Annotated in this window: 18 protein-coding genes; 15 read left to right on the top strand and 3 right to left on the bottom strand. The window is 47.8% G+C overall.

What is annotated here, in order from left to right; all coding sequences use genetic code 11:
• The first annotated feature begins 119 nt into the window (after positions 1–119).
• Positions 120–863 (top strand): C40 family peptidase, encoded by a 744-nt coding sequence (locus PP175_RS08905; RefSeq protein WP_272442396.1) that lies wholly within the window; start codon positions 120–122, stop codon positions 861–863.
• Positions 864–1,069: 206 nt separating this feature from the next.
• Positions 1,070–3,322 carry a glycoside hydrolase family 2 protein gene (locus PP175_RS08910; protein WP_272442397.1) on the top strand — a complete coding sequence of 751 codons (2,253 nt, stop codon included), beginning with the start codon at positions 1,070–1,072 and terminating at the stop codon, positions 3,320–3,322.
• Positions 3,323–3,570: 248 nt separating this feature from the next.
• On the opposite strand, the gene PP175_RS08915 is transcribed toward PP175_RS08910, so the two are convergent.
• Positions 3,571–4,605: a peptidase MA family metallohydrolase gene (locus PP175_RS08915; RefSeq protein WP_272442398.1), complete on the bottom strand. Its 1,035-nt coding sequence runs from the start codon at positions 4,603–4,605 to the stop codon at positions 3,571–3,573.
• A 245-nt stretch (positions 4,606–4,850) separates the two neighbouring features.
• Between PP175_RS08915 and PP175_RS08920 the strand changes: the two genes are divergently transcribed.
• From PP175_RS08920 to PP175_RS08960, 9 genes are all read left to right on the top strand, one after another.
• The gene (locus PP175_RS08920) at positions 4,851–5,021 is read left to right on the top strand and encodes a hypothetical protein (RefSeq protein WP_272442399.1); all 171 of its coding nucleotides are present in this window, start codon (positions 4,851–4,853) and stop codon (positions 5,019–5,021) included.
• A gap of 95 nt (positions 5,022–5,116) precedes the next feature.
• Positions 5,117–5,554: a peptidylprolyl isomerase gene (locus PP175_RS08925; protein WP_272442400.1), complete on the top strand. Its 438-nt coding sequence runs from the start codon at positions 5,117–5,119 to the stop codon at positions 5,552–5,554.
• Positions 5,555–5,737: 183 nt separating this feature from the next.
• Positions 5,738–6,379 (top strand): site-2 protease family protein, encoded by a 642-nt coding sequence (locus PP175_RS08930; RefSeq protein ID WP_272442401.1) that lies wholly within the window; start codon positions 5,738–5,740, stop codon positions 6,377–6,379.
• A gap of 18 nt (positions 6,380–6,397) precedes the next feature.
• Positions 6,398–7,150 (top strand): segregation and condensation protein A, encoded by a 753-nt coding sequence (locus PP175_RS08935; protein ID WP_272442402.1) that lies wholly within the window; start codon positions 6,398–6,400, stop codon positions 7,148–7,150.
• 5 nt (positions 7,151–7,155) lie between these two features.
• Positions 7,156–7,734 carry an SMC-Scp complex subunit ScpB gene (scpB, locus tag PP175_RS08940; protein ID WP_272443224.1) on the top strand — a complete coding sequence of 193 codons (579 nt, stop codon included), beginning with the start codon at positions 7,156–7,158 and terminating at the stop codon, positions 7,732–7,734.
• Between the two features lie 778 nt (positions 7,735–8,512).
• Positions 8,513–9,583 carry a D-alanyl-D-alanine carboxypeptidase family protein gene (locus tag PP175_RS08945; protein ID WP_334314208.1) on the top strand — a complete coding sequence of 357 codons (1,071 nt, stop codon included), beginning with the start codon at positions 8,513–8,515 and terminating at the stop codon, positions 9,581–9,583.
• Entirely contained in the window at positions 9,577–10,164 is a 588-nt protein-coding gene (locus tag PP175_RS08950) for a nucleoside recognition domain-containing protein (protein ID WP_272442404.1), read from the top strand. The genes PP175_RS08945 and PP175_RS08950 overlap by 7 nt, the downstream gene beginning before the upstream one ends.
• A 2-nt stretch (positions 10,165–10,166) precedes the next feature.
• Complete coding sequence (locus PP175_RS08955) at positions 10,167–10,700, top strand: spore maturation protein (RefSeq protein WP_272442405.1); 534 nt, start codon at positions 10,167–10,169, stop codon at positions 10,698–10,700.
• Between the two features lie 366 nt (positions 10,701–11,066).
• The gene (locus PP175_RS08960) at positions 11,067–11,780 is read left to right on the top strand and encodes a pseudouridine synthase (RefSeq protein WP_272442406.1); all 714 of its coding nucleotides are present in this window, start codon (positions 11,067–11,069) and stop codon (positions 11,778–11,780) included.
• 575 nt (positions 11,781–12,355) lie between these two features.
• On the opposite strand, the gene PP175_RS08965 is transcribed toward PP175_RS08960, so the two are convergent.
• The gene (locus PP175_RS08965) at positions 12,356–12,547 is read right to left on the bottom strand and encodes a hypothetical protein (RefSeq protein ID WP_272442407.1); all 192 of its coding nucleotides are present in this window, start codon (positions 12,545–12,547) and stop codon (positions 12,356–12,358) included.
• A 299-nt stretch (positions 12,548–12,846) separates the two neighbouring features.
• Here PP175_RS08965 and PP175_RS08970 point away from each other — a divergent pair, with 299 nt between their 5' ends.
• The 3 genes from PP175_RS08970 to PP175_RS08980 are packed head-to-tail and all read left to right on the top strand — an operon-like array spanning position 12,847 to position 16,622.
• Positions 12,847–13,560, top strand: coding sequence for a response regulator transcription factor (locus PP175_RS08970; RefSeq protein WP_272442408.1), 714 nt, complete (start codon positions 12,847–12,849; stop codon positions 13,558–13,560).
• Positions 13,561–15,408, top strand: coding sequence for an ATP-binding protein (locus PP175_RS08975; protein ID WP_272442409.1), 1,848 nt, complete (start codon positions 13,561–13,563; stop codon positions 15,406–15,408).
• A 2-nt stretch (positions 15,409–15,410) separates the two neighbouring features.
• Positions 15,411–16,622: a DEAD/DEAH box helicase gene (locus PP175_RS08980; protein ID WP_272442410.1), complete on the top strand. Its 1,212-nt coding sequence runs from the start codon at positions 15,411–15,413 to the stop codon at positions 16,620–16,622.
• 135 nt (positions 16,623–16,757) lie between these two features.
• Here PP175_RS08980 and PP175_RS08985 read toward each other — a convergent pair whose 3' ends face one another.
• Positions 16,758–17,147: an acyl-CoA thioesterase gene (locus PP175_RS08985; RefSeq protein WP_334314192.1), complete on the bottom strand. Its 390-nt coding sequence runs from the start codon at positions 17,145–17,147 to the stop codon at positions 16,758–16,760.
• A 126-nt stretch (positions 17,148–17,273) separates the two neighbouring features.
• On the opposite strand from PP175_RS08985, the gene PP175_RS08990 reads away from it, so the two are divergent.
• Entirely contained in the window at positions 17,274–18,623 is a 1,350-nt protein-coding gene (locus tag PP175_RS08990) for a gluzincin family metallopeptidase (protein ID WP_272442411.1), read from the top strand.
• The last annotated feature ends 25 nt before the right edge of the window (positions 18,624–18,648 follow it).

The raw sequence follows: 18,648 nt of genomic DNA on the forward strand, positions 1-18,648 counted from the left end.
TTCCAGCAATTTTAATACTTTGATAATATTTTCCTCATAGTTTCGATATATTTTACCAGTAATATGGTTAAAGAACTTGTGAGAGAGAAAGCAAGCTACTTTTTTAGGGAAAGAAAGGGATGAAAGGAAATTTGAATATCAAGGGAATTCTCAAGAAATCTTTACTAACTGCAGGGATGGTGTGCGCGATTCCATTAGCTCTAACAGCTACTGCATCCGCCAGCACAACCACATTACATATTGGAAGCAACGGCCCGGCCGTCGAACAACTACAGCAAAACCTTAAAAATTTAGGTTATTATTCATATACGATTGACGGTGATTTTGGTTCAATTACGGAAGCAGCTGTAAAGCGCCTGCAAAGCGCTAAACATATTACAGCAGATGGAATTGTTGGTCCGAACACAAGGAGATTTTTAGGATCGTTGTCTTCTTCGCGCACGGTTAAGATATCGTCTTCAAGCTACAATGCGGTGAAATTGAGCACAGCTAAGCCTAGTTCGGTTATCAGTACAGCAAAAAGCCTTCAAGGTGTCCCTTACAGATGGGGCGGTACAACCGCTTCTGGGTTTGACTGTTCCGGCTACGTAAATTATGTATACAAAAAGAATGGGATAAACCTGCCGCGTACAACCAGTGAAATGTACTCGCAGAGCCATTCCGTTTCCAATCCACAACCAGGTGATCTTGTATTCTTCAATACAGGCGGCGGTGTAAGCCATGTTGGCGTATACGTAGGCAATAATGAATTTATTTCAGCTACATCAAGCCATGGTGTAAAAGTAGCAAGTCTGGATAACAGCTACTGGGGCCCCCGGTATATAGGAGCGAAGCGCCCGAATGCCTGGACTTATTACGCTTAATTTTACCCGGGATTTATACGTATTAAACACATAAGTCGAATAGCCAAAACCCTGTGTATAACAGGGTTTTTTTGCTATGTAAGGAACGCATTGACGGGTGAGTAGAAAAGGTTTACATTAATTCTAGTGAAGATGTCACGCACGCCTGCACGATGCATTGGCGAATGACAGAAGCAGTATTTTGGTTAAACAGAGGTGACAGGCAAATGCGTCATAATTACAAGTTAACCGGTAAGTGGCTGTGCATCGCTGACACAGATAACCAGATGGAAGGAAAGCTCCAGAACCGGGCGGTTTACCATGCACAAACATTGGATTGGCAGCCGATTCAGGTGCCAGCTCACTGGCAGCAAGCAGGTTTTGAAGGGCACCAGGGTGTGATGTGGTACCGAACATCGTTTTTTGCCCCGCAGCGAGATCATGACAAAGCGTATTTTCTGAAATTTAAGGGAGTCGATTATTTTTCTGAAAGCTGGCTCAATGGCGTCTATCTTGGCGCCCATGAGGGAGATTTCGACGCATTCGAATATGTCGTCAGCCAATATTTAAAATTTGATGGTGAAAATGAACTTATCGTAAAAGTGGAAGCGTATCTGGATGAAAATCCGGAGCGAAAAAATACAATCAAAGGCGGGCTGTACCACTGGGACTGCCTGCCTGTGAAACAGCAAGGGCTCGAGAACTGCGAGGAAGTTCCGTCCGCCGCAAACGCCCAGTATCCAAGCCCTGTGGTAAATCCGGGCGGAATTTGGCAGGAAGTCTCACTTGAGCAAAGACATCTTCATTATATTGAAGAAATCCGGGTTACTTCTTATTTAAAGGATGCCTACACGAAGGCATCGATTTATGCTGACGTTGTCCTCCATAACACGTCGCTTGATGAGAAGGATTTTGTGTTGAAAGTAAGCCTATTGCCGCATAATTTTATAGGGGAAGTGTTGAATGATACCCCGAGGACGATGGTGCAGCGGCCGGGCCGGATGACGCATACCTCTGTGCTTTCTATTATGGAGCCCCAATTGTGGTGGAGCAGGGAGCTCGGGAAGGCCAATTTATATAAAGCGGTTGTGGAAGTGTGGGATCATGAACGCCTTGTGGATGCACGGGAAGAAGTGTTTGGTATCCGAGAGGTTAAGCTGGATGACAAGTGGGGCTTCTACCTGAATGGCAAGCGGCTCTTTTTAAAAGGGAACAATTATGTATCCGACCAATACTTATCCAATATGGATAGCGAAAAGTATGAGGCGGACGTGCAACTAATGCTCGGCGCTAACATGAATATGACCCGGTTGTTTGCCCACGCGGAGAGGAAAGAGTTTTACCGGCTGTGCGACGAAAATGGCCTTTTAATTTTTCAGGATCTTCCGTTTCAATGGGGGTATCGTTCGGACGGCGAATTTATCAACAGGGCGAATAATCTGGCCCGGCGGTTCGTCAGCATGCTCTATAATCATCCTTCGATTGTATTATGGTGCACGCACAGCGAATCGCGCTACCACGATTACAATAAACTTGATTCCGTACTGGTGCAAGCGGTGCAGGATATCGATAGAACCCGGCCTGTCCACAAGAATTCGGTGCTCGTCGCAGAAGGCGGCCTTCCCGATTATTTTGCCACCATGGATGAGTTCGGCCGCTATATCGCACCAAATTTAAGCGTGCACTGGGTCGGCTGGTACTGGGGTAAAATCGAGGATGCTGAATATTATAATCCGCTATTTATTACGGAATACGGCTCGCAATCGTTACCTGATGAAGCGTCTATGCGCAAATTTATCGGAGATGAGAGCCTGTGGCCGGCCGATTGGGAAACCTGGCGGGCAAAAGGTTTTCAAACCAACATTTATAACCTAATGCTCGGAGAATTTCCGCAGACACTGCAGGAGCTTATCGATCGGACGCAGGACTATCAGGTGGCCTTCTACAAAGAACATACTGAAGCGCTTCGCCGCAAGAAGTACAACAATGTTAATGGTGTGCTCCAATTCCATTTTGTAAACACCTGGCCTGCTATAGACTGGTCCATCATTGATTATTACCGCAATCCGAAAAAAGCGTACTACGCGGTAGCAAAAGCGTTTGAGCCCCTTCAGCTTTCTTTTGCGGGACACGCCGAAATCTATGAAACAGCCGGGGTACAGCGCGTGCTAATAGAGTCGTGGCTCGTCAACGACTACCACCAAATGATAGAAGGCAAAGAGATCGCCTACCGGCTTATTGCGCAGGACGGAACTGTAGTGGAAGAAAGAAAAGTGTTAGTGCCGCTCATCGCAGAAGATTCTGCCGTCTGCAGAGATGTACTGAACATAGAAGTGTCGGCCCGTTATGGCAAACTGCATGTTGAGGGTGAGCTTAAGGAGCTGGATGGTACCGTTATAACGCGTAATGACAAATGGATTCGCACTCCGCTTGACCGAGAAAGCGTCATTACAGCGCTTAAAGCCAATGTTGGACTGTAAACAAGTGTTTGGCTTTTGGTAACAATGAAAAAAAAAGATGGGCTTCTTCTGGATACAGAAGCTCATCTTTTTTTGGTGGATAGGAAAGAAAGTATATGCTTTCCTATCCACATAAGCGCAACTAAGGCTGTCGACCTTCGCCTACGGCTGGGCGTCAGCCAAGTTTTCTAATTGCATTGGAAAGCCTATTGGACTTGGTAATGCTTTTGATGCGTAAAAGGGGACTGTGGGTTTGAAAACAGCCACGGTTATTGAGCGTTTTGGCTGGCAGATAGCGATTTATCAAACTGTTGTTCAAAAGTTTTGATCGGCAGGCCAAAAGCGTGTAAGAAGCTTTGGTTGACACCCTCAGTTGGAACGTTCTTGAGAAATTCATCCACTTTGGCCGTGCCATACTTCTGGATTAAGCTTTGAACGGCCTGGTAATCCTCCCACTCCACATTGTATGGGGCGGATAAAATGGCGCTCTCATCAGAAGCAAGAGATACGAGTACACCCTGATCTACAGCCTGCTGTAAATCAGCGTTGAGGGCATCCTCTTCGCGCTGGGTTTTTGACAGGCTTACCTGCTGCTTAGCTGCCATCCCATTCTGCCAGGCGAGCCCTTCATTTATCCACACAGGAAGATTGTCCCCAATTCCCTTCTGGTTGAAAATAGCATGGGTCAACTCATGTGTAAGTACATTGGCCAGTTCTGATTGATCCTGCAGGGCATACAGCGGAATCCAGATATCGGTGCCCGCTGTCAGTCCGCCGGTTTCTGATACGATTTTCTTAACTTGGCTGCGGGGAACGCCTGCATTTAGCAACGCAGTTCCATACGATTGGGGCGATGAGAACAGGACAATATTTGTACTGCTGTCCGGTGCCATTCCAAGCTTTTCTTTTAATGTCGGAACAGAAATCGTTTGAATGGTCTGGGCGGCAATTTGCAAGTCACTGGACGCTACGCCATTATCGCCCGCGGACAGCCCAACAACGCTGTTTATTTTCTTTGGCTTATGGGTGGTTCTGGGTGGATGCAGATGCCTAATGCCTAACTGATTGACGGGAAAATCCCCGTTTATCTGATTGAGATCATTAATCAGGCCGGAGAGCGCCTGATTGAGCTGGGCTGTGTTCCCCTGTGATGCTTCAATTTGCTTAAAATCACGGTCTAGAGCCTGCTGAAGTGAAGTTAAATCGACGACCTGTTCAACAGATTTTATGTTTTGGAGCGCAGGAGCATTCGTGTAATGGGAGAGGAAGGAGGCGGCAAGCGCACCGATTAGTAAACCGTTCATATTTTTTCGTCCTTTCAGGTAAAGTCGCTGCTTCTGAAAAAAACAGAGAAAAGTAGTTATGTTATGTAAATTATACCATGAATGATACGAAAGATTGATTAAAAAAAGATTAAACAGTAAGCAAACGGGGCACACGATGAACAGATCTGTACTTAGGTGTTCATTACTGGTGCAACTTGCAAAAATAAACCCAGAAGCATTGCCAACTGTGGCGGTGGGCACCTTATGAAGACGGAGGTGAAAACATGTCAAAACGTGTGAAGTTTAACTTTGGCAGGGATGGATTGCGCAATCAAACCAATCAGGCGACGCCTGGCAAGTTGGATTCCGAGTATGCAAGTGAAACGGATACCCAGGCAGTCCGTCTGGCGAGGAAAGATGCGCCTGGTACAGAAGGCGGCAAGAAGGAGTTCTAGAAGGGGGAGCAAATATGCTCCTCTTTTTTCATTTCTGGTAAGTTTTATGATAAGATAAAGGCTGTACAATAAAGGGCACTATAGGAGGATATCTAATGGCTAAAAAAGGTTACATACAGATGCAAAATGGCGAAAAAATTGAGTTTGAACTTTATCCAAACGAAGCCCCAAATACAGTGGCTAACTTTGAAAAATTAGCGAATTCAGGCTTTTACAATGGTGTCACGTTCCACCGCGTAATCCCCGGGTTCGTAAGCCAGGGTGGAGACCCGACTGGAACAGGTGCAGGCGGCCCTGGCTATACAATTAAGTGTGAAACTGAGGGCAACCCGCATAAGCACGAAGTAGGCAGCCTGTCCATGGCGCATGCAGGTAAGGACACAGGCGGCAGCCAATTCTTTATCGTTCATGAGCCGCAGCCTCATTTAAATGGTGTGCACACTGTTTTTGGAAAAGTAACGAGCGGCATGGATGCCGTTCGGAAAATGAAAAATGGCGATGTAATGGAGAAAGTTGAAGTCGTTGACGCGTAGTCAATAGCTCCTCCTCTCAATTGAATATGGACAACAAGGGAAGGCAGCTGCAGAGTGGCTGTCTTTTCTGATTGTTTTGGTTATCATTTCCTTCACAGAATCGGGATAAATCTACTCGCGCCGCCTGCGATAGGTATGGTAAAATAAGAGGCAGTTTTATGGAGCTGGAAAGGGGCTTTTTTATTGTTCAATTTTGATTGGAACACCCTGCTATACCGTGTGGTCGCATTTGTTATCGCTTTTTCGCTGCACGAATGGGCGCACGCTTTCGTCGCCTACAGGCTTGGCGATGACACAGCGAAAAACCAGGGAAGGCTTACACTAAACCCGCTAAGCCACGTGGATCCGTTTGGGCTTTTGATGATTTTATTCGGGCCGTTCGGCTGGGCGCGTCCTGTACCGGTGAACGGGTTTAATCTCAGAGGCAACCGCAGGCTGGGCATGGTGCTCGTGGCAGCGGCCGGGCCGCTGATCAATCTTGTGCTGGCTATGCTTTTTTTCAAGGTGGGTACTTTGCTATTCAGTTCAACTGTGATGCTTACTTGGCCCAAATGGGCGGTTGATCTGACATCGAATATGATTCAATGGTGCTTTGATATCAATGTGGCGCTGTTCGTTTTTAATTTATTGCCCATAACGCCTCTGGACGGATCGAAGATACTACGGTTTATTCTGCCACGGCGTTTTGATAGCTTTTTTGATAAAGTTGAACCGTACGGAACATTTGTGCTTCTGCTGTTGATCTTTCTTCCATCGCTGGGAGGACCCATCCTGTATTATCCTTACTACATAACACGCCAGCTCATCAACCAGCTGCTGCTGTGAGGGAAGGAGGAGGGCCTTATGGCGCTGGATGTAAAGCTTGATATGTTTGAAGGTCCTCTTGACCTTCTGCTGCATCTGATAGACCGGGCTGAAGTCGACATCTATGACATTCCGATCGCTGAAATAACAGAACAGTACATGGGCCAGATCTACATCATGCAGGAGCTTCAGCTGGATATAGCCAGTGAATTTCTTGTGATGGCGGCCACCCTTCTGGCCATTAAAAGCAAGCTGCTTTTGCCACAGCGAAGCGTTGAGTCTTTCGATGATTATGCTTTCGAATATGAAGAGGAACCGGAAGACCCAAGGCAGGAACTGGTGCAGCGCCTGCTGGAGTACCGAAAATACAAGGAGCTGGCTTCAGAACTGCGTGGCAAGGAAAGCGAGCAGAGCCGGATTTTCACGCGTCCTGCCGAAGATTTAACACGTTTCCTTCCGCCCGAGGAAGAGAATCCGGTCGCAAATGTGACGTTGTATGATTTGGTTGAAGCGCTTCAGAAGACGTTAAAGAGGGCCCTGAACACCGAGAGGAAACCAGTGAGAGTACAGCGGGATGAGATATCGATTAAAGACAAGATGTTCGATGTCGAGAAGAGGCTCAAGGACCACGGAGGCACTCTTTACTTTACCGCATTAATGGAAACCGAAATAACCAAAACCGAGATCGTTACCACTTTTCTGGCGATTTTAGAACTTATGAAGAAGCGGACGATTTACTGCCAACAAAACGGATTGTTTGACGAGATTGTTGTATCACTGCAGGGGGATTAGGCATGATTGATGTAGAACGGCTCAAGGCTATTGTGGAAGGGCTCTTGTTTGTTGCGGGGGACCAGGGCGTTGAAGCGCGGCAGCTTGCCTCTATTCTTAACCTTGATATGGAAGAAGTTATCGCATTAATGGATGAAATGAAGAAAAACTTTCTGGACCAGAACAGGGGCTTACAAATCATCGAAGTGGCCCAGTCGTACCAGTTTACGACGCGGCCGGAATTTGCGGATTATCTGGAAAAAATGGCCCGCACACCTTCCCATTCTACGCTGTCCCAGGCGGCGCTCGAGACGCTTGCCATCGTCGCCTACAGGCAGCCGATTACAAGGATGGAGATTGAAGAAATTCGCGGTGTCAAATGCGATCATGCACTAAGTACACTTAACAGCAAAAACCTGATTCGCGAGACAGGCAGGGCTGAGGCGATAGGACGTCCCATCCTGTATGGCACAACCCGCGAATTTCTCGAGTACTTCGGGTTGCGCAGCCTGGATGACCTTCCGCCGGCTCCTGAATTTTCGGCTGAAGAAGAGTTTGATGATGAATATTTATTTGGACACAAGAGCTCGAATGAAACGGCATAGCCTGAGCCCAACTGGAACGTCCTTAATGAAGCCTGTCTTTCTTTTTGGATTAAGAAAGAACAGGCTTTTTTTCGTATAGGAAAGTATATTTCGCTGTAAAGTATTAAAGTTCTTTTCTGTTGGGACCGATAGGCCCCTTCTCTTTGTTGATATGGAAAATTTATGTGCTTCACAGTGTTGAAGTGCCTTGAGCGATTTTTTAAATGGGACCTCCGGTCTCGAAACACCCAAGAAAAACATCGTGAGGCGCATGTCCGCACCTTTCTTTCCCCAGGCCGAAAGGTGTTAGGATTTTACCTTTCGGCATAAGTGCAACTTAGGTTGCTGCCTACGCTGTAGCTTGGCCGCAACCTAGTTTTCTAATGGAGCGTGTGGAACAGAGGGCGAAAAAGACCGGCAAACTGTCTCCATCACCCCGATACCCAGTTGTTTGCACCTAAACGGTATAAAGGAATCTAAGGCCATCGTAGCGCTACGCTTGCCGCTAGCCAAGCTTCCCTAATGCCGGTCCGTCCGTCGTTCCACAAAGCGGCCGTAAGAACTTCTATGAGGGGAAAGGAGAGAGCGACATGGCCCGCGATGTTTTTTCTCAGTCCGGAACTAATCTATGGGTGCATACTGGAAAGTCTTATAAGCGCCCGTTCCCTGGAGGCCTGTCATACATTGCGGACATAGCCCATAAGATAGTAGAAAACAGGCTATCTGGAGGGGGAACTGCATGAAAACAATACGCATCCTTCTTGTTTTCATATTACTATGCACAGGAATACTTACAATAATGGCGCCAGTATCCATGGCGGATGATGTCCTTGCGCCTCCTGCGATTTCAGCCCAAACCGCTGCCCTTATTGATGTGAAATCCGGCAGAATACTGGCTTCCAAAGATGGCGGCAAGCGGATGAGAATTGCCAGCCTGACGAAGATCATGACAGCAATTGTCGCCATAGAAGAAGGAAACATACAGGATGTGGTGACAACTCCCCCGAATGCGGTCGGTACGGAAGGCTCCTCAATTTATCTTAAAAATGGTGAAAGGATGAAGCTCGAGGATTTGCTGTATGGGTTAATGCTGCGTTCAGGCAACGATGCCGCCGTTGCGATTGCTCAGCATGTAGGCGGATCGATGGAAGGCTTCGTCAAGCTGATGAATGAGAAAGCCGAATACATCGGAATGCAATCCACCCATTTTATGAATCCGCATGGTCTTGATAATCCCGATCATTACTCGACGGCAGAGGATATGGCGAAGCTGACTGCTTATGCGCTGCGCAACCCCGAGTTTCAGAAAATTGTCTCCACGCAGGTTAAGACCATTTCCTGGGAGGGAGAAAGCTGGGCGCGCAAGCTGCTTAATAAGAATAAAATGCTCCGCCTGTACGAGGGGGCGGATGGGGTTAAAACCGGCTATACCAAACTGGCCCGGCGCTGCCTCGCATCCTCTGCCACGCGCAATGGCCAGCAGCTGGCAATCGTCACATTGAATGCTCCAAACGACTGGGATGACTCCATGAAGTGGATGGATTTTGGCTTCGCTTCCTATCCGCTTACTCCGATCATTCGGGCAAACCAGTCGGTTAAACAGGAGAAAAACAAGGACGGGGTGTTAGCGTATTATGCGCGCCAGCCATTTGCCTATCCGCTCGCCAAAGATGAGCAAAAGCGCATTCATCAGGAATTCACCCAGTTCAACGGCGAACCAGTACTCGAAATCCGCCTGGATGGCAGAACGATTGGCAGGTTACAGTTGAACGCTGTACAGGAAACGATTGCCCAGGCCATGATGAGCCGCATGGCAGATGAATGCAAAGCCTTCTGGTCATTTATGATGGGAGGGGGATCGGCATGGTAAACATTATTTGGGCCGGTATGATTTTGCTCGGGCTCATTTATGCAGCGGTAACAGGCCACGCGGAAGCCATCAACAAAGCTGTGTTTGAAGGAGCTAAAAACGGCGTAGCCGTTAGCTTTGGTTTGATGAGCATCCTGATTTTTTGGATGGGCGTGATGAAGATTGCCGAAGACGCTGGCGTGCTGGATCAGCTGGCCAGGCTTCTCGGCCCTTTCGCCCGCTGGCTTTTCCCATCTATTCCAAAAGACCACCCCGCATTCGGCTATATTCTATCCAACATGAGCGCCAACCTGCTGGGACTCGGCAATGCCGCAACACCGATGGGGATTAAAGCCATGCAGGAGCTGCAGAAGCTAAACCCTGATCCTAAGACGGCCACACCGGCGATGTGCACGCTGCTCGCACTCAATACTGCTAGCATTACGTTGATTCCTACGACGCTTATTGCTATCCGGATGAATTATAAATCAGCTAATCCCGCTGAAATAGTCGGTACGACACTGCTTGCCACCTTTATCGCGACAGGCGCGGCGATTGTGATAGACAAGTGGTTTCAGGCACGGGATAGGAGGAGGGGATAGCCATGTATGCGCTTGTGACACAGTTATCCATGTGGGCAATTCCTTTTCTTCTGGCCTACGTCCTCTCTTATGCGCTTTATAAAAAAGTTCCGGTATACGATTCTTTTATCTCAGGTGCCAAAGGCGGTTTCGGTACAGCCGTCAAAATTATGCCCCACCTGGTCGGCATGCTAGTAGCGATTTCCGTCTTTCGTGAATCCGGTGCACTTGACGTCGTCTTGAATACGCTTAAGCCCATGCTAGCCTGGTTTAATTTTCCACCGGAAGTTGTCCCGCTTGCGCTGTTGCGTCCGATAACAGGCTCTGGTTCGCTTGCCATAGCTACCGATCTGATTGCGACACATGGCCCCGATTCCTTTATCGGCCGCCTGGCCAGCACGATCCAGGGCAGCACAGACACCACTCTGTATGTTTTAACTGTTTATTTTGGTGCAATAGCCGTCCGCCATACCAAATATGCACTGGCGGTCGGCCTGCTTTCCGATTTCATCGGAGTAGTCGCGTCATTCGTTGTCGTTATGCTTGTATTCGGATGAGAAAAACATCGTGGGCCATGCCGCTCTCTCCTTTCCCCTCATAGAAGCATGTACGGCCGCTTTGTGGAACGACGGGCGGACCGGCATTAGGGAATCTTGGTCAGTGGCAAGCGTAAGCGCAGGCAGCAACCTAAGTTGCACTTATGCCGAAAGGTAAAATCGTAACACCTTTCGGCCTGGGGGAAAGAAAGGTGCGGACATGTACCTCACGATGTTTTTCTTGCGTGTTTCGGGAACCATACGGTCCCCAGTTTAAACAATAACAATCACTTTAATGCTTTAGAGTAACATATAATTTTTTGTGTTTATTTGCCCCAGACTTGAGGCGAGCGGTATAATGAAGCAAAAAAGCTAAAGGTGACGTGTATGGAGCGATTGCAGAAAGTAATGGCGGCAGCGGGCATTGCTTCCCGCCGCAAATGTGAAGAAATAATTGAGGCAGGACGGGTGAAAATCAACGGCATGGTTGTGACGGAACCCGGAAGCAAAGTGGATCCGTCACAGGATATAATTGAGGTGGATGGACAGATCATCGAGAAAGAGCGGCCTGTCTACCTTTTACTCAATAAACCGGAGGGTGTGATTACAAGCGTAACAGATCCTCAACGCCGTAAAACCGTGATTGATCTGCTGGGAACGATGAAGGAGCGCGTTTACCCGGTTGGCAGATTGGACTATGATACCTCGGGCCTGCTTCTGCTGACAAACGATGGCGCCTTTGCAAATCATATTACCCACCCGAGCCACGAGCTGGACAAAGTCTACGAGGCGGAAGTAAAAGGGCACATTAGCGAACAGACGCTGGAGCGGCTGCGCGTCGGTGTAGAGTTAGAAGACGGCATCACGTCTCCGGCTCAGGCAGCATTCATTCGTTTCAATCGGCAGCGGGGAACCAGTGTCATTCACCTCACCATCCACGAAGGCCGCAACCGGCAGGTTCGACGCATGTGCGATAGAGTTGACCACCCGGTTGTGACGCTGCGGAGAATTCAACTGGGTTTTCTAACGCTACAAGGTGTTTCTCCCGGCCAGTTCCGCCATCTTACCCCTGAAGAGGTAGGGCGTCTCCTGTCCATGTAGTAAATGGGAAAAACATCGCGGGCCATGCCGCTCTCTCCTTTCCCCGCATAGAAGTTTTTACGGCCGCTTTGTGGAACGACGGACGGACCGGCATTAGGGAATCTTGGCTATCGGCAAGCGTTAGCGCAGGCGATGGCCTTAGATTCCTTTATACCGTTTAGGTGCAACATCTGGGTATCGGGGTGATGGAGACAGTTGCCGATCTTTTTCGCCCTCTGTTCCACACGCTCCATTAGAAAACTAGGTTGCGGCCAAGCTATAGCGCAGGCAGCAACCTAAGTTGCACTTATGCCGAAAGGTAAAATCGTAACACCTTTCGGCCTGGGGGAAAGAAAGGTGCGGACATGCGCCTTACGATGTTTTTCTTAGGTGTTTCAGGACCGGAGGTCCCATTTAAAAAATCGCTCAAGGCACTTCAACACTGTAGGCATATAGACTCCATATTAACAAAGAGAAAGGGACCTATCGGTCCCAGCAGAAAATAACTTTATACTTTAAATGCGAAATATACTCTCTTATACGATAAAAAACACCCTTTTTTTGTAAGGGTGTTCCTGTGGATTTTTATGCAACTGTTACCATGATATATCGGTTGCTTCCAAACGATTGACCACTTGAAATAAGTCTTCGTTGTCGGGCACGATGAGAATAATCTGATTTTTGGTCAAGTTGTAAAGATCACCGGTTATCTTCCGATTATCAATATGGACCGTAATAGTAGCATGCCGTTGCAGAAGGGCATTCCACTGTGTTTCTGATGGCACCATCGGTTCTCACTCCTCACATTCTCGCTCTGGTTAATGGATAAAATCAATTTTACAACGAATAAATACATATGTAAATAAATATTTATGCAAAAACCTCTCCGGTTGTTATTTAAAAATTGTTCAAGTTGATCCCGCTCTCACCCCTTAATACGGCTGGATTTATACGAACGGGGAAAGGTTCATTGATGGGTGGCAGGGGATAGGCGTTAAAATAAATTGTAAAAGTTATGTGAACAAAGTAAAATATATGGGAATATGGGTTTAAAAAGACTGATGGAATTTAGAGGTGGGAAACAGAAATGGAACAGAATGCAAGAATACTTGTGGTAGATGATGAGGAGCGCATTCGCCGTTTACTGCGCATGTACCTTGAAAGGGAAAAATTCATCATCGAAGAGGCTGAAGACGGGGAACAGGCTCTTCAATTGGCACTTGATAACGATTATGATGTGATTCTGCTCGATATTATGATGCCGGGCATGGATGGCATCGAGGTCTGCCAGCGGATTCGGGAGAAGAAAGCGACGCCAATCATTATGCTAACCGCTAAAGGGGAAGAAGCCAACCGGGTTCAGGGATTTGAGTCAGGTACGGACGATTATGTTGTCAAGCCGTTCAGCCCGCGTGAAGTCGTGTTTCGGGTTAAAGCCATACTCCGCCGTTCATCGGCTACCGCTTTCCTGGCGACGCCAAACAGCTCACATAATGTACTTGTCTTCCCTGAGGTGTCCATAGACCATGATGCACACCGTGTACTTGTATCCGGCGAAGAGGTTGGCCTCACGCCGAAAGAATACGAGCTGCTGTATTATTTAGCAAAAAATCCTGACAGGGTCTTTTCCCGCGAGGACTTACTAAAAGATGTATGGCATTATGAGTTTTTTGGGGACTTAAGAACAGTCGATACCCATATTAAACGGCTTCGGGAAAAATTAAACAAAATCTCCCCGGCTGCCGCCAATATGATCGCAACCGTCTGGGGGATCGGTTATAAATTAGAGGTGCCTAAATAAGTGTTTTACAATCGTATAGTCGGCAAGCTTTGGATTACAATTATCGGATTGGTAGCCGTTGTGCTCATGGTATTAAGTCTTACGCTGATGCAGGCTTTTGATAGATTTTATCAGACGCAGCGGAGCGCTGACTTAACCCATCTGGCACAAAAAATTTCCAATGTACTCGAGGTGTCCAAAGATCAGCCCGGGGCTATTCGCATTGCCCGGGAACTGGTGGATGTGTATGGTACCCGCATGGTGGTGTTAGGAAGCCACGGTGAGGTTGCCAAAACCGATTTTGACACGGCTAATCCGGATTTTCCGCAGATTCAGTTGAAAGACCTGCAGGCAAGCACTCAAATAAAGAAGGCTTTCTCGGGAAACATCGGTGTCGCCCGGACCTTCTTTAAAGTGAAGACCCCCAATGGGATCTGGTATCCGCAGGAATACCTCATTGTTGCGGTTCCGATTCACGCCATGGGCGACTCGAATGTTCTGGTGCTTTATCAGACGCTTGATGAACTTCGGCAGACCACAAATCAAACAACGTGGCTGATTTTTTATGCCGCTATTATTGGGATTATACTGACTACCTTTTTCGCGTTCTTTTTATCCAGCCGGATTACCAAGCCGCTGCGTTCCATGAAAAAAGCGGCTGATTCTTATGCCCGCGGTGACTTCTCCACGCAAATAGCGATACGGTCCAATGATGAAATAGGGGATCTTGCCGCTACCTTTAATAATATGGCTGGCAGGTTAAACGGCTTAATCCGGGCTCTGTCCCGGGAGAAGGAGCAGCTGTCGAGCATTCTCCGCAGCATGGTCGATGGGGTTTTCAAGGTGAACAAAGATGGGGAAATTGTCGTCGTAAACCCCCCTGGTGAAGAAATACTGCGTTCCTGGGCGTATGAGCACAGGCAGGCGAACGCAGACGCGGCACAGGCTGATCCGGATGCATCTGACACCAGGTATCTTCCCGTCTCCATGCAAATGATCCTCCAGCAGGTGATAAAGGATGAGGGCGAGGTTATGTCCGACATTAAAGTTCAGGGACGCATTTACTCTGTTGTGATGACGCCATTATATGATAGAAAAGAGAATGAGAAGCATGTGCGCGGAGCGGTCGCCGTCCTGCGGGATATGACGGAAGAACGCACGCTCGATAAGCTGCGCAAGGATTTCCTCGCGAATGTTTCGCATGAACTGCGCACGCCATTAGCCATGCTACAGGGATACAGCGAGGCGATTATTGACGATATCGCGGAGACAGCGGAAGAGAAGAAAGAGCTGGCTGGCATTATTTATGACGAATCGCTGCGAATGACGAGGCTGGTTAATGAATTGCTCGATTTGGCTAAAATGGAAGCTGGTCATATTCAGCTGAGATTGGAACACAATAATATTTGGCAGCTTGAAGAAAAAGCGATCCGCAAGTTTAATGGGGTTGCCAGAGAACAGGATGTTGAGCTCCAATTGGATTGGCGGGAGGGCACTACACGCGAGTTCCTGTTTGATCCAGACCGAATGGAACAGGTGCTGACCAATCTAATTGACAACGCCCTGCGCCATACGCCATCCGGCGGAAGGGTTAAGCTTATCACCTACCAATCAGGGGAGAAGCTAATCATTGAGGTAGCGGATACGGGAAGCGGAATTCCAGTCGATGATCTCCCCTTTGTTTTTGAACGCTTCTATAAAGCAGATAAAGCACGGACAAGAGGCCGGGCGGGAACCGGTCTCGGGCTCTCTATTGTAAAAAACATCGTAGAGTCACACGGCGCATCGATTCGTGTGCACAGCCGGCTTAATGAAGGTACAACCTTTCATATTGAAATGCCGCTTACAGAGGAAGGAAGAGGACAATAAATATGGCCATTTTTTCAGCACTGGCTCCTTTTTTGCAACAAGCGCTTGAAAGCAAGGACATTAAGGAACCAACCGACATTCAGCAGGCTGCCATTCCGCTGCTCATGGATGGAAAAAGCGTGGTAGGCGAGTCCCATACCGGAACAGGCAAGACGTTAGCCTATTTGCTGCCTATCCTGCAGCGCATCGACCCGTCAGCCGACACCGTTCAAGCCATTATTTTTTCACCAACACGCGAATTAACGATGCAGATAGCGGGTGTAGTGGCCGAATTTTGCAAAGGCACAGATATTCGCAGCCAGGCTATAATCGGCGGCGTAGACATTAAACGCCAGATGGATAAGCTTAAAGAACGGCCGCATATTATAATTGGCTCTCCCGGCAGAATGGTGGACTTGCTTGATAAGCGGAAGCTTAAGGTGCATGAAGCAAAAATGATAGTGGTGGATGAAGTGGATGAGCTGGTGGAAGCACGAATGCTCCGGGCGATGGAAACGGTAATGATGCGCACACCGCGGGACCGGCAGCTGGCCGTGTTTTCTGCGACGATCTCCGAATCAGTGGAAGAATGGAGCCGCAGGTGGGCTGAGGAGGTACAAACGGTTAGAATCAAGGCCAGCTCCCGCCTTCCGGAAGGGATTTCACACGCATTTATTGTGGTTCCTGAAAGGCAAAAATTTGAGGAATTGCGTAGGCTCCTGGTGGCTTTAAATCCAGAGCGGGCGGTTATTTTTGTCAAGAAACTGCACAGGGTACAAGAGATAGCATCCTGGCTTGCCGGCAGAGGGGTTAAGATCGTCGGCATTCACAGCGAGACAAAGAAACTGGACCGTGAAGCTGCCCTGCGCCAGTTTCGTAATGGGGATGTGAACTGTCTCGTTACAACGGATCTGCTCGCCAGAGGATTAGACATCGAGGATATTACCCATGTGATTAACTTCGATCTTCCGATGGATCCGCAAGACTATATACACAGGGTAGGCAGGACTGGGCGTGTTGGTAAGAAGGGGTTAGCCGTAACATTACTTGAACCAAAAGAAAAATTTATGGCCGGTAAATTCGGCGACCAGTTAGGCATTACGCTGCAGGAGAAAAGCGTACTCCGTGGCAGCCTGGTTGACGCCCGTCCCCACAAAGCAGCGAGCAGGGAAGCAAAGCCAGCGGCTGCTCGTCCGAAAGATAATAAGAAGCCCTTTAATAAAAAACATAAATAAATGCAGGAGAGCGGCTGTTGAGGCAACAGTCCGCTCTTTTTTCTTATGCTCATATTGTTAATTGCGGATAATTTTTCCCACATCATCCATTCTAGAAATAGGAACGAGGTGAGCATGTAACTGACGATGTTCGGTTTAAAAAAACCGGGCCAATTCCGGGGGAACAGGCCGGCTTGTTCTGTCGCGGCTGTCCATTGTGACGCTGGTTACGAGCGCATCTGCAACCAGTTGATTATGCTGATTGTAAATCTCTTGTTTTAGGATGAAACTGGTTCGGCCCAGTTTTTCTGGATAGGTTTTAATCGTTAAACAGTCATTTTGCAGACATTCCTTCCGGTAATTCACATTGATGTTTACGGTTACCGTTTGGATGCCCATTGAGAGGAATATCTGGTAATCCAGATTCGCTTTCTCATACCACTCTTCCCTGCCCCATTCCAGGTATTCCAAGTATTTGGCATTGTTGACATGCCCATTGACATCTATTTCTGTGGACCGAACGACAATTTCCAAAGACGCTTCCATTGGGCCTCTCTCCTTTTGTTTCTTTTTATTCTATCTTACATGGTGTGAATAGAGGATTCCATAGCAAGTTAACGGCTTGCGCATCGGTGGTAAGAAAAGGGTATGAAAAGACTGAGGTGAAAGCTGATGAAGAAGGTGCATAAAGGGTTTGTTATAGGTTTGGTTACGTTTGTTTTTTTGGTTGTCTTTATGGTCCATAACGAATTTCATATAGCGGATTTTCCTTCCTTATCATCTGTATTTGCACAGGATGGAATTGGTGTTCTGTTCGAGCCGACCGACATGGGTAAAGCTCACCGCGAAGTGCAAAAGTTGCTCCGCTCGTGGGCTGCCAATATCGGCAGGCAGAACAGTGCCCTTCTCTTAGAAGCAACCGCAAATCTCGATAGCAAGACCAAAGAGATGATTCAAAACCTCGCAAAAGCTCCTGTAGAAGTCGCTGGAAGCCGTGTCTCACTTAAAAAGGCCGGCCAACTAAAGCAGAACCCCACTGGGAATATGCTGCAAAATGTTCAGGCTGAAATTCAGTACCGTTACAAAGACGGCAAGCAAGATGAGTGGTATTCTCTGGTTCGTTCTTTTAGTTTTGTGCAGCAGGGCGGTCAGTGGAAGATTACAGCCTATCAACCAGTCGATTCTCTGGCGTTTTTTGAAACGGGACCGACCCTGGAGAAGAAGAGCCAGCACTTCGTCTATCTCTATCAGGCCCCCAACGAACAGCAGATTGACCGCGTAATTGGGGAAACGGAAAAGGCGTATCAAGAAGTTGGAAACATTTTAAAACTAAAAGGCAAACCGCCGTACCCCGTATTGTTGTATCCGCGGGAAAGCATGTGGCAGGGGGGGCCAACGGTTGCGACGGCATCCAGCCAATATTACATGGATGCAGCAGGCTATAAAGTAACGAATCAGTATGTATCTATCAATATGGAAGCACTGGAGAAAACAGCCGATGACCATTCCTTCTATACTACGTTAAAACACGAATTGGTACACGTCTATCAATTCCCAAACCTGCCGCCTTATGTGCCTGTCTGGCTGCTGGAGGGCATGGCGATGTACTACAGTAGTGATGACAAGTCGTACCTGTTCCGGGGTAGTGTAGGAAAGCAGCGGTTAAATGAAATCGTCCTAAGTAAATTAACCGCGAGTGAGCAGCTTGGGGAGGCAGCATACGGGGTAAACAGCGACAAGCAGCAGCAGGAATACGCATTCTCTTACTGCACGGTGCAATATTTGGTGGCGACATACGGCGAAACGAAGTTTAAGGCGTTCGTGCAGTCTTACAGCGATACGCCTTGGCCAGAGATAGCCGATGATATCCCCGCCGACATTCATCGCGGCAAGCAAAACAAGTGGGAGAAGATCACAACAAAATTGACAGATAAATACGTTAAACAGTATTTTGGTCTTACAGAAAAACAATTGGAAGAAAAGGTGAAAAACCATATTAGTCAGATGGACACAGAATCATAATAGTTTTATCAAATTTCTTCAAACT

The sequence above is a fragment of the Aneurinibacillus sp. Ricciae_BoGa-3 genome (assembly GCF_028421645.1).
Lineage (GTDB): Bacteria > Bacillota > Bacilli > Aneurinibacillales > Aneurinibacillaceae > Aneurinibacillus_B.